The 18,062-nt window shown below is 63.7% G+C and carries 18 protein-coding genes; 9 read left to right on the top strand and 9 right to left on the bottom strand.

Going from position 1 to position 18,062, the window contains the following annotated elements:
- Positions 1–186 precede the first annotated feature (186 nt).
- Together SJ05684_RS12885 and SJ05684_RS12890 are read left to right on the top strand one after the other, a co-directional pair.
- Positions 187–1,602 (top strand): L,D-transpeptidase family protein, encoded by a 1,416-nt coding sequence (locus SJ05684_RS12885; protein ID WP_034857291.1) that lies wholly within the window; start codon positions 187–189, stop codon positions 1,600–1,602.
- Complete coding sequence (locus SJ05684_RS12890) at positions 1,602–1,838, top strand: sulfurtransferase TusA family protein (protein WP_034857290.1); 237 nt, start codon at positions 1,602–1,604, stop codon at positions 1,836–1,838. Before SJ05684_RS12885 ends, SJ05684_RS12890 begins: the two co-directional genes overlap by 1 nt.
- A gap of 63 nt (positions 1,839–1,901) precedes the next feature.
- Here the strand turns inward: SJ05684_RS12890 and SJ05684_RS12895 are convergent, their stop codons facing one another.
- Positions 1,902–3,065 carry a CobW family GTP-binding protein gene (locus SJ05684_RS12895; RefSeq protein WP_034857289.1) on the bottom strand — a complete coding sequence of 388 codons (1,164 nt, stop codon included), beginning with the start codon at positions 3,063–3,065 and terminating at the stop codon, positions 1,902–1,904.
- A 24-nt stretch (positions 3,066–3,089) separates the two neighbouring features.
- Positions 3,090–4,181 (bottom strand): D-alanyl-D-alanine carboxypeptidase family protein, encoded by a 1,092-nt coding sequence (locus SJ05684_RS12900; protein WP_034857301.1) that lies wholly within the window; start codon positions 4,179–4,181, stop codon positions 3,090–3,092.
- Between the two features lie 149 nt (positions 4,182–4,330).
- On the opposite strand from SJ05684_RS12900, the gene SJ05684_RS12905 reads away from it, so the two are divergent.
- Complete coding sequence (locus SJ05684_RS12905) at positions 4,331–5,494, top strand: M20 aminoacylase family protein (protein WP_034857300.1); 1,164 nt, start codon at positions 4,331–4,333, stop codon at positions 5,492–5,494.
- 20 nt (positions 5,495–5,514) lie between these two features.
- The gene (locus SJ05684_RS12910; protein WP_034857288.1) at positions 5,515–5,979 is read left to right on the top strand and encodes an Lrp/AsnC ligand binding domain-containing protein; all 465 of its coding nucleotides are present in this window, start codon (positions 5,515–5,517) and stop codon (positions 5,977–5,979) included.
- Positions 5,980–6,009: 30 nt separating this feature from the next.
- Here SJ05684_RS12910 and SJ05684_RS12915 read toward each other — a convergent pair whose 3' ends face one another.
- A complete protein-coding gene (locus SJ05684_RS12915) occupies positions 6,010–7,053 on the bottom strand; it encodes an NAD(P)-dependent alcohol dehydrogenase (protein ID WP_034857287.1) in 1,044 nt (347 codons plus the stop codon).
- Between the two features lie 260 nt (positions 7,054–7,313).
- Between SJ05684_RS12915 and SJ05684_RS12925 the strand changes: the two genes are divergently transcribed.
- Complete coding sequence (locus SJ05684_RS12925) at positions 7,314–8,252, top strand: AraC family transcriptional regulator (RefSeq protein WP_034857285.1); 939 nt, start codon at positions 7,314–7,316, stop codon at positions 8,250–8,252.
- Positions 8,253–8,255: 3 nt separating this feature from the next.
- On the opposite strand, the gene SJ05684_RS12930 is transcribed toward SJ05684_RS12925, so the two are convergent.
- Complete coding sequence (locus tag SJ05684_RS12930; protein ID WP_095694262.1) at positions 8,256–11,183, bottom strand: aminotransferase; 2,928 nt, start codon at positions 11,181–11,183, stop codon at positions 8,256–8,258.
- A 27-nt stretch (positions 11,184–11,210) separates the two neighbouring features.
- On the bottom strand, positions 11,211–11,954 hold the full coding sequence (gene hutC, locus SJ05684_RS12935; RefSeq protein WP_034857280.1) for a histidine utilization transcriptional repressor HutC: 744 nt from the start codon (positions 11,952–11,954) through the stop codon (positions 11,211–11,213).
- A gap of 136 nt (positions 11,955–12,090) precedes the next feature.
- Between hutC and hutF the strand changes: the two genes are divergently transcribed.
- Genes hutF through SJ05684_RS12950 form a run of 3 tightly spaced genes read left to right on the top strand, consistent with a single transcriptional unit; the run spans position 12,091 to position 15,419 of the window.
- Positions 12,091–13,467 (top strand): formimidoylglutamate deiminase, encoded by a 1,377-nt coding sequence (hutF, locus tag SJ05684_RS12940; RefSeq protein ID WP_034857279.1) that lies wholly within the window; start codon positions 12,091–12,093, stop codon positions 13,465–13,467.
- Positions 13,468–13,513: 46 nt separating this feature from the next.
- The gene (locus tag SJ05684_RS12945) at positions 13,514–14,839 is read left to right on the top strand and encodes a YjiH family protein (RefSeq protein WP_034857278.1); all 1,326 of its coding nucleotides are present in this window, start codon (positions 13,514–13,516) and stop codon (positions 14,837–14,839) included.
- Positions 14,840–14,843: 4 nt separating this feature from the next.
- Positions 14,844–15,419: a HutD/Ves family protein gene (locus SJ05684_RS12950; RefSeq protein WP_034857283.1), complete on the top strand. Its 576-nt coding sequence runs from the start codon at positions 14,844–14,846 to the stop codon at positions 15,417–15,419.
- Positions 15,420–15,429: 10 nt separating this feature from the next.
- On the opposite strand, the gene SJ05684_RS12955 is transcribed toward SJ05684_RS12950, so the two are convergent.
- From SJ05684_RS12955 to SJ05684_RS12970, 4 genes are all read right to left on the bottom strand, one after another.
- Positions 15,430–15,684: a hypothetical protein gene (locus SJ05684_RS12955; protein WP_050980118.1), complete on the bottom strand. Its 255-nt coding sequence runs from the start codon at positions 15,682–15,684 to the stop codon at positions 15,430–15,432.
- Positions 15,685–15,810: 126 nt separating this feature from the next.
- Positions 15,811–15,999 carry a hypothetical protein gene (locus SJ05684_RS12960; protein ID WP_034857277.1) on the bottom strand — a complete coding sequence of 63 codons (189 nt, stop codon included), beginning with the start codon at positions 15,997–15,999 and terminating at the stop codon, positions 15,811–15,813.
- Positions 16,000–16,270: 271 nt separating this feature from the next.
- Complete coding sequence (locus tag SJ05684_RS12965) at positions 16,271–16,846, bottom strand: hypothetical protein (RefSeq protein ID WP_034857276.1); 576 nt, start codon at positions 16,844–16,846, stop codon at positions 16,271–16,273.
- 250 nt (positions 16,847–17,096) lie between these two features.
- Positions 17,097–17,363, bottom strand: a complete 267-nt coding sequence (locus tag SJ05684_RS12970) for a hypothetical protein (RefSeq protein WP_034857275.1) — start codon at positions 17,361–17,363, stop codon at positions 17,097–17,099.
- Between the two features lie 276 nt (positions 17,364–17,639).
- Here SJ05684_RS12970 and SJ05684_RS12975 point away from each other — a divergent pair, with 276 nt between their 5' ends.
- Positions 17,640–17,822 (top strand): hypothetical protein, encoded by a 183-nt coding sequence (locus tag SJ05684_RS12975; protein WP_034857274.1) that lies wholly within the window; start codon positions 17,640–17,642, stop codon positions 17,820–17,822.
- Positions 17,823–18,062: the final 240 nt, after the last annotated feature.

The following is an 18,062-nucleotide window of genomic DNA, read 5'->3' on the forward strand; positions in this document are numbered from 1 at the left end:
GCAACCGGAAATCGATCATGGCCAAATCTTGGCCATATTCATCGGGTCATGAAAAACGGCGTTCGCAGGCGGTCCCTGCAGGGTTAAGATTTCGTGAAGAATAATGACGTAGTGATTCGTTGAAGAGTCCTCCCGAAAGGGAGGCGGCACTCAAGGTTAAATTGTGGCAAGAACGGGCTTTCGCTGATGCGTTTCAGAAATCTTGTTGTCACCGCCGCTGTCGCAGCCGCGCTTGCCGGTTGCACCAACGAGACGCTCGACTCGGTCAACATTTCCAATGTCAAGAACAAGACCGAGTACCAGCTTTCCAGCAAGATGGTCAGCAAAATGCGCGAGCTGGGGATGCAGAAGTCATCGCCGATCCTCTTGCGCATCTTCAAGGAAGAGGGAACGCTCGAAGTCTGGAAGGCGAACACGGCCAGTCGCTTCCAGCTTCTAAAGAGCTACAAGATCTGCGCCTGGTCCGGGAAGCTCGGCCCGAAGGTCAAGGAAGGCGACCGGCAGGCGCCCGAGGGATTCTATCCGCTCTATCCGCATCAGATGAACCCCAATTCGAGCTATTATCTGGCGATCAATACCGGTTATCCGAACGCCTATGACAAGGCGAACAACCGCAGCGGCACGCATCTGATGATCCATGGCGCCTGCTCCTCGTCGGGCTGCTATTCCATGACTGACGAGCAGATCATCGAGATTTTTGCCCTCGCGCGCGACGCCTTCCGGGGCGGACAGGAAAACATTCAGCTGCAGGCCTTTCCCTTCCGCATGACGGCGGAAAACATGGCGCGTCACCGCGACAATCCGAATATCGAGTTCTGGAAGATGCTGAAAGCCGGCTACGACCAGTTCGAGGTAACCAAGCGCCCGCCGCAGGTAAATGTCTGCGAGCGGAAATACGTCTTCAACCAGCAAAGCGAAGGCACGTTCAACCCGGCCGGGCAATGCCCCGCCATGTCGAGCCCGCCGGCGCTGCAGGTGGCGATGGCGAACTACGAGAATGACTATAAGCGTGACTATGACAAGGCGCTGAAGAAATTCGAAGGCATGGTCTGGTACGAGCCGACGGAAGCGGAGCGCAAGGCGGTGGTCGCCGAACAGCGCAAGGGCCGCGAACTTGCCTACGCCCCGACCGGCACCTCGCTCGACGCCGGAAAGCTGATAAAGGTGAGCGACCTCGAAAGGAAGCTCGCCGAAGAGAAGCAAGCCGAGGAAGCCAGGCAGGCGACCCTGATCCAGAAGGAAGCACTGGAGAGGACGACCCGCGAGGGCGGGACCGTGCCGGTGCCGCAGCCAAACCCGGTCGCGCGCCCAGTGGAACAGGCAACGCTGCAGACGGCGCCCGCAAGGAGATCGTTCTGGAACCTGTTCTCCAACGGCGATCCCGTGACGCCGCGACCTCCCGCCCAGGCACAGGAACAGGTCGCCGGCCCGCCCGCGCCCGCTCAGCAGCCGGCGGCAAGCGACACTGCGGCAAGTGCGTCGGCGGCCGAGAACCCGCAGGTCGCCACGGCGCCCGCTGGCGGCGGTCAAGCAATCCCCGCCGAGCAGCCGGCCCCCGAACAGCCGAAAAAACGCCCTTTCTGGAAGATCTGGGGCAATTGATGCCGCACGAACAGAAGACCATCTACGATTTGAGGGGGCTGAAATGCCCCCTTCCCGTTTTGAAGACGCGCAAACGCATGGAATCGCTTGCGCCGGGCGCCCTGATCGAGATCGAGACGACCGATCCCCTGGCAGTCATCGACATCCCGCATTTCTGCAACGAGGACGGACACCGGCTCGAAGAGGCAACCCCCGTAGCGGGCGGCCATCGCTTTCTTATTCGGAAGAAGGCTTAGGCGCATCGGGCCCCGGTTTTCAGCTCCGCGCGTCTTATCAGACGCGCGAAATCAGGAAAGGCTCTAGAAGCGCATGCCGGGCACTGCAAGGGGATTTTCGGCGAGCGCCTGGGCATCCGCCTGATCGACACGCGGCTTGCCCGTGAATGCATCAAAGAGGTCGCGGACGAAGGCCTCCTCGAGCCCTTTGGTGATCAGCACCATGCGCGTGCGCCGGTCGGCGGGATCGGGCCAGGCGGGCAGGCGCTCCGGCGCGTGGAAGACGGTCTGGACGCCGTGCAGCACCACCGGCCGCTCCGGATTGTCCGCGACCGCGACGATCGCCTTCATCCGCAACAGCTTCTCGCCATGAGCCGAGCGCAGGAGATCGATGAACATCTCCAGCGCCATCGGCTCGATCGGCCGGTCGTGGAGAATACTGAAGGAGCGGATGTCGGAGCCGTGGCGGTTGACGTCATGGTGGTGATGGCGGTGCCCATTCTCATCAAGATCGTGACGATGGCCGTGATCATGATTGTGGTGATGCTCGTGGGCGTGGTCGTGATCTGCGTCGGCTTCGTCCTGCAGCCAGCGGCCGACATCAGCCGTTTTGGTCGATGGATCGTAAAGGCCGCAGGCGAACAGATCGGCCCGGGCTGCCGCTTCCGTATCGCCGTCGATGATGGGCGCGCGCGGATTGAGTTTCCTCAGGATGGCCGAAAGCGCGCTGACCTGCTTGCCTTTCGCAAGCCCCGTCTTGGCTATGACGAGACGATCGGCGACGGCAACCTGCTTCGTGGCTTCCACGTGGCCGGCAATCGTCGGCTCGCCATTGACCGCATCGACGACGGTCACCACGCCGTCAAGCCGGTAATTCTGCGCGAGCACGGGATTGCCGAGAACGGATTGCAGCACCGGCGCCGGATCGGCAAGCCCCGTGGTTTCGATCACGACGCGCTTCAGCGGCCTGATACGTCCGGTCTGCATCCGGTCCACGAGGTCGGCGAGGGTGTCGACGAGTTCGCCACGCACGGTGCAGCAGAGGCAGCCGTCGGAAAGCTCGATGACGCCGTCGCTTGACGCTTCGACCAGAAGATGGTCGATCGCCACATCCCCGAACTCGTTGATGATCACGGCCGTGTCGGTGAGTTCCGGATCCTTCAGCAGACGGTTGAGAAGGGTCGTCTTGCCCGCCCCAAGAAAGCCGGTCAGGATCGATACCGGCACAACCGGCAATGGACCGTTCATGGCAAACTCCCTTATGGAAACTGTTCAGAAGCTCGGACGCGGAACGGGGACCGGCACATTGGCGATATCGCCCTGCCCGACAACATCGCTGCCGCCCCTCTCCTTGCTGCCCGGAATAAGCCCGGCGAATACAAGCTTCAGCGGACGGTTGATCTCGTGAATATAGGGCGAGAGCAGCTTCTGCCGGCCGGCCTCGTCGCGGCCTTCGCTGCGAATCTTCGCCGCCTCCTTGGAGCAGATCTCCTTGCTGACGTCGACGACCGCGTCGCGCGTCCCGCCGTAGGGAGCAATCGCGGTGAGCGAGGGTTTGCCGCCGCCGCTTGTCGTCAGCGCCATCTGCAACAGGCGGGCGGACTCGTCGGCGCGGGCGCCGAGACTGTCCGCGCCGAGCACGACCGAGATTACGCTACGGCCGTTCCTCCTGGCCGAGGACACCTGATTGAAGCCCGATGCGCAGATGAATCCGGTCTTCATGCCGTCCGCTCCGTCGAAGCGGCCGATCAGCATGTTGTAATTCGCATAGTCCTTCTTGCCGGTGGTGATGCCTTCCAGGGCGAAATAGGAGGCATATTCGGGGAATTCCCGCCTCAGCGTGATCGCCAGCACCGCCAGGTCGCGGGCTGTTGTGTACTGGCCCTTGCCGGGCAGGCCGTTAGGGTTGATGAAATGCGACGATGTCATGCCGATTCGGCGCGCCTCGGCGTTCATTCGGTCGATGAAGGCGGATTCCGACCCCCCGACCGTCTCGGCGATCGCCACGGCAACGTCGTTCGCCGATTTCACGAGCATCATCTTCAGCGCGCTGTCGAGCGTCATCGCCTGGCCGGGCTTGTAGAACATCTTGCTCGGCGGCTCGGACGCGGCATTCTTCGACATGACCACCGGGCTTTCCAGCGTCAGCTGCCCCGCCTTGATCGCACGAAAGGTCGTATAGGCCGTCATCAGCTTGGTCAGTGACGCCGGGTACCATTTCTGGAACATGTCCTCGTGCTCGAAGACTTTCAGCGTGTTGACGTCGACGACGAGCCGCGGATTGGCAAGGGACGGCAGGGTCGTGGTCGCAAGGACCGCGCAGGCGGTCGCAAGGGCGGCCGCCGCCCTTATGCTGTTGCGCATCATGAATCGAGCATTCGCCAAGATCTCAGACCTCGAAATTCCGGAGTTGCCTCGTATTGTGCCGCTATTTAGCCTATATGGCCAGGACATGGCAAAGCCCAGTGATTTGGCTGCCGCGTTCATCCACCGAAGACCGACAGGGATACATCATGCCGATTTTGAACCGCGCCGCCGAACTCCAGAGCGAAGTGACCGAATGGCGGCGCCACCTGCACAGGAACCCGGAGCTTCTGTTCGCGGTGGAAAATACGGCAGCCTTCGTCGAAAGGAAACTCAAGGAATTCGGCATTGACGAGATCGTGACCGGCCTCGGCCGCACCGGCGTCGTCGGGCTCATTCGCGGCAATCTCGGCACCGGCCGCACCATCGGCCTCAGGGCCGACATGGATGCCCTACCGATCGCCGAGACGAGCGGCCAGCCCTGGGCCTCGACCACGCCTGGCAAGATGCATGCCTGCGGCCATGATGGCCACACGGCCATGCTGCTCGGTGCGGCGAAATACCTTGCCGAGACGCGCAATTTCGCCGGCAATGTCGCCGTAATCTTTCAGCCGGCGGAGGAAGGCGGTGGCGGCGGCAACGAGATGGTGAAGGATGGCCTCATGGAACGCTTCGGCATCGAAGAGGTCTACGGCATGCACAACATGCCAGGCATGCCGGTCGGCCATTTCGGAAGCCGCGTCGGCCCGATCATGGCCTCCACCGACGAGTTCTCGATCACCATCAAGGGCCGCGGCGGCCATGCAGCCCAGCCGCACAAGACCGTCGACCCGATCGCGATCGGCGCGCAGATCGTCAACGCGCTGCAGACGATCGCCTCGCGAATGGTCGATCCGCTCGCCCCGATTGTCGTCTCCGTCACCAAATTCAATGCCGGCTTCGCCCATAACGTCATTCCCGAACAGGCCGTGCTTGCCGGCACCGTCCGGGCGCTCACGCCGGAAGTGCGCGACACGGGCGAGGCGCGGATCCGCCAGATCGCCGAAAGCCTCGCCGGCGCCTATGGTGCCACCGCCGAGGTGTGGTACGGGCGCAACTATCCGGTCACCGTCAATCACGCGGACGAGACCGCCCATGCGCTTGCTGCGGCAGCGACGATCGCCGGCGACGGCAAGGTCGATGCCGCGCTCGACCCGATGATGGGCGGCGAAGACTTCTCCTATATGCTGCTTGCCCGGCCGGGTGCCTTCATCTTCATCGGCAATGGCGAGACGGCCGGACTCCATCATCCCGCTTATGATTTCAACGACGAGGTGATTCCGCACGGGATTTCCTACTGGGTGAAGCTCGCCGAAGCGCGACTTGCCGCCTGACGAACGCAGGGAGGGCGGCAATGCATCAGATCGACAAAACCGACCGCAGAATTCTGCAGATCCTGCAGGCGGACGGCCGCATCACCAATCTCGAGCTGGCCGACCGCATCGGCCTCTCTCCGACCGCGACCAGCGAACGCCTGCGGCGGCTGCTGAAGGAAGGCTATGTCTGCGGCTTCGGAGCGCGCCTCGATCCGCACAAGCTCGGCTTCGGGCTCCTCGTCTTCATCGAGGTCATGCTCGACAAGACGACGCCGGAGGTCTTCGACCAGTTCACCGCCGCCATCAAGCAGGCGCCGGAAGTGCTGGAGTGTCATATGGTGGCCGGCGGCTTCGACTATCTCGTCAAGACCCGTTTCGAGGACATGGCCGCCTACCGCAATTTCCTCGGCCAGGTGCTTTGGACGCTGCCGGGCGTAAAGGAGACCCGCACCTATGCGGTGATGGAAGAGATCAAGAATGACGGTCCGCTGCCGCTAATCTGATGACGGAAGCGGACCCTTGATCGCCGTCGATTATCCCTTGAGCGAGGCCATGTCGATCACGAAGCGGTAGCGCACGTCGCTCTTGATCACCCGCTCATAGGCCTCGTTGATCTCATCGATGTCGATCGTCTCGATCTCCGAGACGATGCCGTGCTCGCCGCAGAAGTCGAGCATCTCCTGCGTTTCCTTGATCGAGCCGATCATCGAGCCGGAAATGCTGCGTCGGGCCGGCACCAGCGAAAAGGCATGGAGCGGCACCGGATTTTCCGGGATGCCGACCAGCACGAAATCGCCGTCGACCTTCAGCAGGTTGAGGTAGGCGTTCCAGTCGATCTCGGCGGCCACCGTGCAGATGATCAGGTCGAAACTGCCGGCAAGCGCCTGGAAAGTCTCCGGATCGTTCGTCGCGTAGTAGTGGTCGGCGCCGAGCTTTAGCCCATCCTCCTTCTTCGACAGGCTCTGGCTGAGGACGGTCACTTCCGCGCCCATCGCATGGGCGAGCTTGACGCCCATGTGGCCGAGACCGCCCATGCCGACGATCGCCACCTTCTTGCCAGGCCCCGCCTTCCAGTGGCGCAGCGGCGAATAGAGGGTGATGCCGGCACACAGAAGCGGTGCGGCCACGTCGAGCGGCAGGTTCTCCGGAATGGAGAGCACATAACCTTCCTTGACGACGATATGATCGGAATAGCCGCCCTGGGTCGGCGTTCCGTCCGCTTCGACGCCGTTATAGGTCGGCACGAGGCCGGGCAGGTATTGTTCGCGGTCGAGGTCGCGGGCTGCACAGGCGGTGCAAGAATCGACGAAGCAGCCGACGCCGACGCGGTCGCCGATCTTGAATTTGCTGACCTTGGCGCCGACCACCCGTACGGTGCCGACAATTTCGTGGCCGGGCACCATGGGGAAGGTCGAATTGCCCCACTCGCCGCGGGCTTGATGGATGTCGGAATGGCAGACGCCGCAATATTCGACGTCGATAACCACGTCGTCTTCGCGCGGTTCGCGGCGCTCGAAGGTGAAAGGCGTGAGCGGCTTCGACGCATCGGTCGCCGCATATCCTCTTGCTATGGCCATGGATGTGTCCTTGATGTTTCTTGGAGTGGGCGACCGGCTCGGGAGCGCGCGGTGCCTGTGGGAGGGCCGCCCGCGGCGGAGATGGACTGCGGGCGGCAAGTTGCACTATGCTGTCTCGGCCGCGGATTGGGGTAGCTTGATCCTGCAAGATTCTTGCACGATCCTGCAGGAATAGTCGTGGAACGCTGACGGAAGTTTGCTCAAACGGCTATCTGTTCTCCACCCCGCCTGCACCCAAGCCACTGGAAAGACCGCAGAACATGTCAGCCACGCATAAATCGCCACGCCAGGAGATGATCGGTATCATTGCCCGGACGGCTGTGGCGGATGGCCACTTTCCGACCTTCGTTCCGGGCCTCGCCGTTCATCGGTCGTCCAATGCCGCCGAGGTCAGTTGCGGTTCCTACGGGCCAGGTCTCGCCATCATCGTACAGGGTGCCAAGCGCCTGATGCTCGGCGAGGAAACGCTCACCTACGGCGCGTCTGACTATCTCGTTACATCGATCGATCTGCCGGTGTCCTGGCAGATCGTTGCGACGCCGGACGAACCGTATCTCAGCATGAGTTTTCGAATTGACGTGCGTAAGGTCGCAGAGCTCGTCGACAGGATAGACGATGCGCCGACACCCTTGCCAGCCTCGCCGCGCGGGATGACCGTCAACAAGCTGACGAGCGAGATGGAGGACGCGGCGCTGCGCCTGCTGCGCCTGCTCGACCGCCCCGAGGACTCGGCCGTCCTGCTGCCCCTCCTTGAACAGGAAGTCCTCTACCGGCTGCTGATCGGTCCCCATGGTGCCAAGCTGCGGCAGATGGCGACGGCGGAAAGCCATCCGCACCAGGTCGGCCGAGCCGTTGCCTGGTTGACGGAAAATTATGCCAGCCCTTTGCGCATCGAGGAACTCGCAGGCCGCGTGAACATGAGCGTCTCCTCGCTGCATCATCATTTCAAGGCGATCACGGCCATGAGCCCACTGCAATATCAAAAGCAGATTCGCCTGCAGGAAGCGCGACGGCTAATGTTGCAGGAACGCCTCGACGCCGGCGCTGCCGGCCACCGCGTCGGCTACGAGAGTCCGTCGCAGTTCAGCCGCGAATATGCCCGCCACTTCGGCGAGCCGCCTATGCGCGACATCGGCCGCGTCCGCCGCAGCCTCGTCCACCGCCTGAACGGGGAAACGGAAATGCTGAGCGAGGGCTGATCCTCACCAGCCCTCCTCCAGCACCTTCGCCAGCATGTCGGCGAAGAAGTCGGCGCTCTCGCGGCTGAGGCAGAGCGGTGGCTTGATCTTGAGCACGTTCAGATGATCGCCGGTCGGCTGCATGATGACGCCGAGGTCGAGCAGGCGGTCGCAGATGGCTGCCGTCTCTTCGGTTGCGGGCTCGAGCGTCTCCCGGTCGCGGACGAATTCGACGCCGAGATACAGCCCCATGCCGTGCACGGCGCCAACGAGCGGAAAACGGTCCGTAAGTGCCTGGAGCCGTGCCTTGAGATGGTCGCCGACCATGCGGGCGTTTTCCTGCAGCGCCTCATCGTGAAGGATGTCGAGAACGGTCATGCCCACGACGCAACCGACCGGACTGCCGCCGGAGGAGGAGAAGAAATAGCCCTCCTTCTCCAAGGCCTCTGTGATTTCGCGCCGGGTGATCACGGCGCCGAGCGGATGGCCGTTGCCCATGCCCTTGGCGACGGTGATGATGTCCGGAACCACGCCCTGTTCCTCGAAGCCCCAGAAATAGTGCCCGAGGCGTCCATAGCCGACCTGCACCTCGTCGGCGATCGTGACGCCGCCGCGCGCCCGGACCATGGCATAGGCCGCCTCCAGATATCCGGGCGGCAGCGGAATGCCGCCGGCATTGCCGTATACGGTTTCGGAGATGAACCCGGCGAGCTTTTGCCCTTTGTCATCCAGTTCGCTGAGCTTGGCCGAGACTGTCGCGACATAGTCGCCGGTCGATCCGGCACCGCGAAACGGGCCGCGATAGGTGTTGGGCGAAACGACGGGATGCACCCAGCCGGGCCGTGTGGTCAGCGCCTCCGGATTGTCGGCGATCGAAGTCGACACCGCGTCGCTCGCGACCGTCCAGCCATGATAGGCTTCGAGCAGCGAAAGCATGTTGCGCGCGCCGGAAGCGGCCCAGGCCAGACGGATGGCGAGATCGTTCGCCTCCGAGCCGCTGTTGACGAGGAAGACCGTGTCGAGCCCTTCCGGTGCCAGCCCCGCCAGCCGCTCGCAAAACTCCACGACCGCCGCGTAGTGGAAACGGGAATTGGTGTTGAGCAGCGACCATTGCCGCCCGATGGCGGCCGAGAGGCGCGGATGCCCGTGGCCTACGATGGTGACGTTGTTGACCATATCCAGATAGGCGCGCCCCTCGACGTCGAAGAGATGCTCCTTCCAGCCGCGCTCGATCTCGGGCGGCTTGCGGTAGTAGTTCTTCTGCGGCCGCGCGAAATGGCGCCGGCGCCTCTCGAAAAGCCCGGCCGCATCCGGCAAGGGTGCATTACAATCGAACCCAAGAAGTGCGGCCGGCGACGGGCAGAGCCGGCGCCAGGCTTCCGCCTGATGCGCCGTCGCAAAGGCTGGCGGGTCGAGATCCGCCACCGTTGAGAGCTGGACGCGCATGAAGCCGAGCGCCGAAGGATCGCCAAAGGTCGTGCCGATGCGGGTACCGGCCTCGATCGTATCGCTGCCGATATCCGCCGGATCAACGCCGAGAAGATGGAGATGCAGCCGCTCGTCCGAAAGCACCAGCCGGCCTTGGCGCTCCACGACCCGGCCGGCAAAGGGCGCGTGAACCGCCGTCTGCCCGGGCAGGCAAAGGTCGACGCCGAGCGCCGAGGTCCGCGGCGCCTGAGCCTGAAGCAGCCGCGTCTCCGTCAGCCGGTATTCGCCGTAGCGCGTGGCGGCAGCGCCCGCCGCGCGCGCAGCCGACTGCAGGAGAAGCGCTTCGGTATCCTCGTATTGCCAGCGGTCGGCGGGAAGATGCGGCCCGAGAAGCGAGAGATCGACGATGCCGACATGTTCCGGATCGATATCCGGCAGCAGGCGGGTCTCCATGGCAGGAATGGTCTTTGTCTCTTCCCTCCCGACGGCCCGGTGGATCGCTTCGTCCATGAGCTCGAACGGAACCGACACGGCCACGTTGAAGATTTCGCGCTCGTGGGCGGCATTGCCCCGGACATAGGCATTGTCCGGATCGATCCCAAGCTGCTGCGCGGAGCTTGCGACCAGCACGCCGGCCCTCGCCACGATCAGCGGCCAGAGTGCCTTGAGCTCGGCGTCCGTCAGCGGGCAGGCGGCGTGGAAGGCGTCCACCGCCGGAAGGATTGCGAAAGGATCGCCATCCGCATGATGCAAAAGCGATGTGCAGGAAACCGCAAGCTCCGCAACCACCCAGCCTTTCATCACGTCGCCGAAATCGATGACGCCCTCCGGGATGAGGCGGCCGCTCCCGTCGGCACGGCTGACGACATTGTCGTCGGTGACGTCCTGGTGGATCGCCTGCACGCGCAGCTGCGACATCAGCGGCTGCAGCCGCCGCATGGCGCCGACCATCGCCTCGGCTATGCGCTTGCGCAATTCCCCGTCCGTCATGGCCGAAAGCAGGTGCAGCGCCACCGGCCCCGCCCTTCTCAGGTCCCATTGCAGCTCCCGCTCGAGGCCTGGATGATCGAAGTCCTGCATCGCAACCGCCAGCCGTCCGGCGGTGTCGCCAAGCGCGGCCACGCTCTCCACGGCCAGGTGCTTGCGGCCCGTCAGCGGCTTGCCGTCGAGAAAGGTCAGGAGCCGGACCTGATAGGCCTCGTTGCCGCCAGTGACGGCGACGATCTCCTCGCCGGCGCTTGACGGCACCACGCTCGGTACTTTCGGTGCGCCCGCCTTCCCGCCCACGTGACGCAAGGCCGCGTTCTGCGCCTCGAGCTCGACACGTGCATATTCCGCCCTCGCGATCTTCAGGACAAAGCGCGCCTCGGCGGTATCGACGCGGTAGTTCCGGTCCTGCTGGCTGCCAAGCTCCACCACTTCACCGGAGAGCCCGTAATGTTCCGACAGGATCGCGCTTGCCTCTTCGGCGGACACTTGCGGGCGCGCGAGCTCTGTGCGGCGCTTCAGCGATTCCTCTTCCATTGTTCGTTCCCGTATTTTCGCGCGGTTCTACTGCGAGATGCCCTCGAGTCGATAGCGGGTGCCGGGGTAAAGAAGCCGCGCCACGGTGACATTGGCGGCATCGGACCAGGTCCGGCGGCGGATCATCAGGCAGGGTTCGTTGCGGCCGATAGCGAGTAGCTTGCACTCCCAGGGCTTCGGTAGCACCGCCTCGACGATCTGCTCGGTGCGGGTGATCGGTGCCACCAGAGTCAGATAAGCGTTCGGCGTCGTGCTCTCGAAATCCTGCTTCAGATAGTTCGGGCTGGCGGACGGGTTGACGAAGCGGTCCTCGACCTGGATCGGCACGTCGTCCTCCAGATGGACGATGATCGAGTGGAAGACGCGTCCGCCCGTCGCGAGCCCCAGAGCGTCCGCCACCTCGGAGCTTGCCGGCTCCGCCTGCATCAGGTTGATCCGCGACCTATGCAGATGGCCGCGGGCATGGATCTCGTCGGCAATGTTGCGGACCTCCAGAAGCGCGCTGCTGCCCTTGCTTGCCGCGACGAAGGAGCCGACGCCTTGTATGCGGGTGATCGCGCCCTCGCTCGCAAGCTCCCTAAGTGCCCGGTTCGCCGTCATCCGGCTGACGCGGAGCTCGGCTACGATCTCGTTTTCGGAGGGGATACGGTGGTGCGCCGGCCATTCGCCGCTTTCGATGCGGCTGCGGATGAACTGCTTCACCGCCTCGTAGCGCGGCATCGGACCCTCGTCGAAGGCGGCAAGCTCGCTCTTGCGCTCCACTGGCGTCATCTGATGCTCCGTCTCGCCGGCACCGGCCGGCCCTGCCTATCGGCAAATCAGCCATTCTTTTGCGCGATTTTGCGCTTGCGCGCCACCACAAAATGCCTATAGTTCCATATACAACCACGTACAGGAGGAACGGCGCATGGCGAGGCATCCCGCGCAACGGCTCTTTGCCGAACAGGCACTCCTGCCGACGGGCTGGGCCGAAAGCGTCGCCGTGTCGATTGGCGAGGACGGCCGCATCGCCGCGATCGAGCCGAACCAGGTGCCGACCGCAGAGGACGAGCGCATGACCGGCCCCCTCCTCCCGGCGATGGCCAATCTGCATTCCCATGCCTTCCAGCGCGCCATGGCCGGGCTTGCCGAGGTCGCAGGCGCGGGAGACGACAGCTTCTGGACCTGGCGTGAGGAAATGTACCGCACGGTCGGTCTCGTCGATCCCGACGATGTCGAGGCGATCGCCGCAAAGCTCTACGTCGAGATGCTGAAAGGCGGCTTCGGCCGTGTGGTCGAGTTCCACTATCTCCACCATGGCGCCGACGGCACGCCCTATGCCGATCCGGCGGAAATGTCGCTGCGCATCCTGAGCGCCGCGCAGGCGACCGGCATCGGCCTCACCCATCTGCCCGTCTTCTACGCCCATGCCAATTTCGGCGGCGCGGCACCCAATCCCGGGCAGCGCCCCTTCCTGCACGATCCCGATCGCTTCCTCGCCCTCATCGACCGCCTCCTTCCCGCCACCCGGCATGAAGGCGCCGAACTCGGCTACGCCATCCACTCGCTGCGCGCCGCAACGTCGGAAGAGATGCGCGCGATCCTGGACGCGGCCCCGGTCTCCGGCCCGATCCACATCCATGTGGCCGAGCAGGCCCGCGAAGTCGAGGATTGCCTCGCCTGGAGCGGCCGGCGTCCGGTCGAATGGCTGCTCGACGAGATGCCGGTCGATGGGCGCTGGTGCGCCATCCACGCGACGCACATGACAGCGGAGGAAACGGTGCGGCTGGCGAAATCCGGCGCGGTCGCCGGCCTCTGCCCGGCCACCGAAGCCAATCTCGGCGACGGGATTTTTCCGGCCGTCGATTACCTCGCCGCCGGCGGTCGGCTCGGCATCGGCACCGACAGCCATGTCGCGACCAGTGTTGCGGAAGAGCTGCGGCTCCTCGAATACGGCCAGCGGCTGCGCGACCGCCGACGGAACCGCCTCGCCGCCGGCCCCGGCGCCTCCGTCGGCAGAACGATTTTCGACGCAGCCCTTGCCGGCGGCGCCCAAGCGGCCGGCATCGGCCCGCAAGGCCTCACCGTCGGCGCGCGGGCGGACCTCGTCGTGCTCGACGGCGCCAATCCCTTTATCGCCGCGGCAAGCGGCAACCAGATTCTCGACCGCTGGCTCTTTGCGCTCGGCCGCGAGGCGGTCCTCGACGTCATGGTCGCGGGCCAATGGAAGATCCGCAACGGACGCCATGACCGGGAGGAAGAGATCGACCGCGCCTTCGGGCGGGTTCTTACAAAGCTGAAATAAGAGCCCGCGGCCGCCGCCGCCGGCTCGTGCTCTGGGAGGAGACCACATGACGCATATCACCACGACGGCAAGGGGAACGCGCGCAATGGCCGCGCTGCGGCTGATGCTCTGCAGCCTCTTGGGCATTGTCCTGTTTTTCGTGCCGGTCGAGTTGAACGGCAAATCGACCATCCTGCTCGACCATGCGGCAAGCGCCATATCCACCGGCGCCCGCCCGGCGGCGATCGCCTTCGTCTGTCTGCTGATGGCCTATGGCGCCTTCGCCCCCTTCGTTCAAGGCACCTGGCGGAAGACTGCGACGAATGCCGTCTTTTCCGTGCTGCGCGTCCTCGGACTGGCGCTCGCCCTTCTCTATCTCGCCGGCATCGGCCCCGCGGCGATCTTCGCGCCCGACATGCTGCCCTTCCTCTTCGACAAGCTTGTGCTTTCCGTCGGTTTGATCGTGCCGATCGGCGCGCTGGCGCTTGCCTTTCTCGTCGGCTACGGCCTTCTCGAATTCACCGGCGTGCTGGTGCAGCCGATCATGCGGCCGATCTGGCGCACACCGGGCTGGTCCGCGATCGACGCAGTCGCCTCCTTCGTTGGCAGCTACTCGCTGGCGCTGCTCATCACCGACCGGGTGTTCCGCGAGGGCAAATATACGGTGCGCGAGGCGGCGATCATCGCCACCGGGTTCTCCACCGTCTCGGCCACCTTCATGATCATCGTCGCCAAGACCCTTGGGCTCATGCACGTCTGGAACTTCTATTTCTGGTCGACGCTTGCGGTCACCTTCATCGTATCGGCGATCACCGCGCGCATTTGGCCGATTGCAGGGCTCGCGCATGAGGGCGATCGCGACCAGCCGCTCCCTGCCGGACGCGGCCGCCTGAGCGTCGCCGTCGAGACGGGACTGGACCAGGCGGCATCCGCCAAGCGCCTGCCGGCGCTCCTCAGCGAAAGCTTCCTCGACGGGATGCGCATGGCCGCGTTGATCTTGCCGAGCATCATGGCCGTCGGGCTGATCGGCCTTCTTGCCGCCAAATACACGCCGATCTTCGACATTCTCGGCCTTGCGCTCTACCCTTTTGCCTGGATTGCCCAGGTCGGCGAGCCGATGCAGGCTGCAAGGGCGCTCGCCTCGGGGCTGGCGGAAATGTTCCTGCCTGCCATCCTTCTCAAGGAGGCGGCGCCGCAATTGAAGTTCCTCGCTGCCGTGGTTTCGGTGAGCCAGGTGCTTTTCCTCTCGGCCTCCATCCCCTGCATGCTGGCGACTTCGATTCCGCTCGGTTTCCGGAATCTCCTGGTGATCTGGTATATCCGCGTCGCTTTGAGCATACTGGTTGCTGCTCCGATCGTTTGGATCGGCACTGCGATGGGATGGCTCGGCTGAGATGATGCGAATCCTGCGCGCGATCGAATACAGGCGGATGCCGTGGAAGAACGGCGGCGGCGAGACGGTGGAAATCGCCGTCTCGCCGGACCGGGCGACGCTTGCGGATTTCGATTGGCGCGTCAGCATGGCGACCGTTGCAGCCGACGGCGCCTTTTCCAGCTTCCAGGGGATCGACCGTACGCTGTCGGTCCTCGAGGGCCACGGCCTGACGCTTGTCATCGAGGGGCGGCCGCCGAAGCTGCTGACGGTCGCGGACCCGCCGCTTTCCTTCCCAGCCGACGTGCCGACATCGTCGAGGCTTGCGGACGGCCCCGTCACCGACCTCAACGTGATGACGCGGCGGCATGCGCTCAGGCACCGGGTGCGCAAGTTGCATGTCGAGGGCTCGCTGCCGATCGCGACCAATGCCCGGGAAATCCTGCTCTTCTGCCATAAAGGCAGCGTCGCGCTTGGCACCCAAGGCGTTTCCGCGACCCTGCATGCGCTGGACACGGCCACCCTGCAGCAGCCGATAGCCCTGACCCTCTCGGCCGATATAGCGTCGGAAGTTTTTCTGATCGAGATGATGTCAGGCTAGGTCGGGAATGTCAGACTAGGTCGGGCAGGAAGGCGCCGTAAAGCAGCAGGAGTGCCCCGACAAACATCAGCACCGCACCCGGCCAGTTGCGCCCCATCCCGAGGAAACGCAGGCCCTGCCGCCGCGGCTCCAGGCTCTGTCTCGGCTCTACTACCGGATCAGGTTCCTTGCTCAGCCGACGTCGGCTCAGCGCCTCTGTTGTCATGTAGAGGAGCCCGCATAGTACCAAAAATGCGCCGGTCAGAATTGCCCACACGATGCGCATTCTCCACTTCTTGCAGCGCCGCGCGTCATTTCAGACGCGCAAAGCTTCGCTTTAACTCTTCGAGATTGCGCAACTTCCGAAATCGATTCCGATTTCGGAAGTTGCGCATTAAAGCCGGCGAAATGTTCAACGCACGCGCGTCTGAGGCCGGATCACGTTCATCTGAAGCTCGTGGCTCGAGGCAAACTTGCCCAGAAGCCGGATCAGCCGCCGTTCCTCGGCCTTGTGGAGGCCGCTTCGCCGGCAATAATCGGCGACGTCCCAGACATGTCTGGGCTGGCTTAAATCGAGCTTTTTGATGTCGGTGTGCTTCATGGTCCGCCTCCCGGAACTTCGTTGATTCAACGCGAGGCCTGCTCTTTGGTTCCACCGCCGGCGCGATGTTTCTTGATGAGGATGAAGATGAACTCTGCGCGGCCTGTCGCCCGCGGATCGGTCCGCGCAAGACGGAAAAGCGCCTCGCGAAACGAAAGGCCACTCGCCTCTCGAACGCTACCGTTTCCCGTCCTTTACCTCCGCGCCAGCCCGTGGTTCCGACGACGCCGCAGATCAGCGCAGAGGTTAGCGCATCGGCCAGCCTTCATTCCTATTGGTGCTTATGCGGCACCATTTTCGCCGGTTCTTCCAGGAGGGTGTAGGGACCCTCGGGGCATTTGACGTCCGGGTTCACCGGATGGAACAGGCCGCGCGGGTTCGGCTTGAAGATCCAGGCATGCAGGTCATAGTGATGAAGCGCCGCCGGCAGAAGCGGCTCGTGCCCCTCCATCGGCCCCTCGAAGGGCTGGCCAAAGAGCTCGGGCCTGTCCTTGACACCGGTCGCGAGCGGGATCAGCCACTCGACTGCGACGAGCTCCAGCCGGTCGCCGACCGGCTCATAGACCAGCAGGGTCGGTTTCATCGGATCTGGCTCGGGGCCGATCAGCGCGGGGTTGAGGAAATGTACCCCCATCGTTCCTTCTGCGAAGGTGACGCATCCGAGCGTCGAGAAATAGCCTTCGCGCACGGCGACGACCGGATCCTTGTATTTCTCCAGCGAGACCTTCAGCTTCTCGAGTTCCGGCGGAAGCGCCTCTTCAGCATTCACCAATTGTGCGGACATGAAAAAAGCACCGGCCGCGAGACAGACCGTCCGCAGCGGGCGCAGCACCGAAGACATGGACATGGCTCGGTCCTCCCAGGCTTACCTCGCCTCCGCGAGGAGCACGGCGCGCATGATACTGCCAAAGCGACCTGGGGGCTACTCACGCGATGGGGTTAGGTGGGCCGGGTGAGCTCCTCCATTCGAACTCCACGCCCCGCTTCGGCCGCGGGTGGGTAGCTATCGAAGAGGGTGTCCAATTCACGGCTCTGTGTGAGCAGTCGTTTTCGAAGCTGCGGCAGAGCCATCGCCAAACGGGCTCTGCCGGCTCAAACTAATGACATTTCCTTGTCTGCCCGAGAATTATCCTCAGTCGGGCTTCGTTCGGACGGGAGCCGGCACGCTCGGCGGTCCGTGAATCGTCCGCCGGCGGTCGGTAGTCGAAGTCCTCACCCAACGCGTCCATGGCCTGAGGTCCATCCAGCCGATAAAGCAATGCGATGACGATCTCCCTGTCACTGATTCCGCTCTCGGGCGACAGATATTCCGACAGGTCGCGACGGCAGTCGTCAATGAGCTTTCGTATCTTTTGGGCGTTCATGGCGAACCTCAAGGGAAGCTCGGAAGGGAGACCCCAGGGCATTGCGGAAGGGACGGAAGCACCGCCCTGGGACCGCGCACTCCACGGCTGCTACCAGCGTTCACCCCCTTATTTCACGGGGGTGCTCATTCTCTCAATATGTAGCGGGAAAACCGCTCCGCAATGGAGATAAGACCTTTGGCTGCAGAGCTTCGGACTTAAGTCCCCGACGCCACGCGAGCGGGAACCGGTCCACGCCATTCTCGTTCTCCCAGAACCATTTTGTGGGAGTGCGATATGTATGGCAGCGATCACAACAAGCCCGAACAGAACGCTTCAACTGCTTTCCCTGTCGGGCTGCTCTTGCTCTCCATAGGCACGATCCTCGTCTACTTGGCGATCGGTGGCGCTTTGACGGAGAAAGAGACCGATATAGTCGTCTACACGCCGCAGGCGACGGACGTCTCGACGCCCCGCTGAGGATAGCGCCCATGCGCATAGGTCTGAAAGGGGCGTGGCCAGTGCGCGTGCTCAATCGCAGGCTGGGCACGGAATTGGACGCGATCGGAGATAACCCAGCCCCGGCCCTGTTCGCCGGCTCCTCTTGCGGGCTTGGCCCACGAGGCGTGGCGGTTACGAGCTTGTCACCAGGCCGACTCAAGCGATCCCCCAATTCACCTTTGGGCGCTTTGCTGCCTGAAGGCGGGCTGCTGTTGACCC

The sequence above is a fragment of the Sinorhizobium sojae CCBAU 05684 genome, from assembly GCF_002288525.1.
GTDB lineage: Bacteria > Pseudomonadota > Alphaproteobacteria > Rhizobiales > Rhizobiaceae > Sinorhizobium > Sinorhizobium sojae.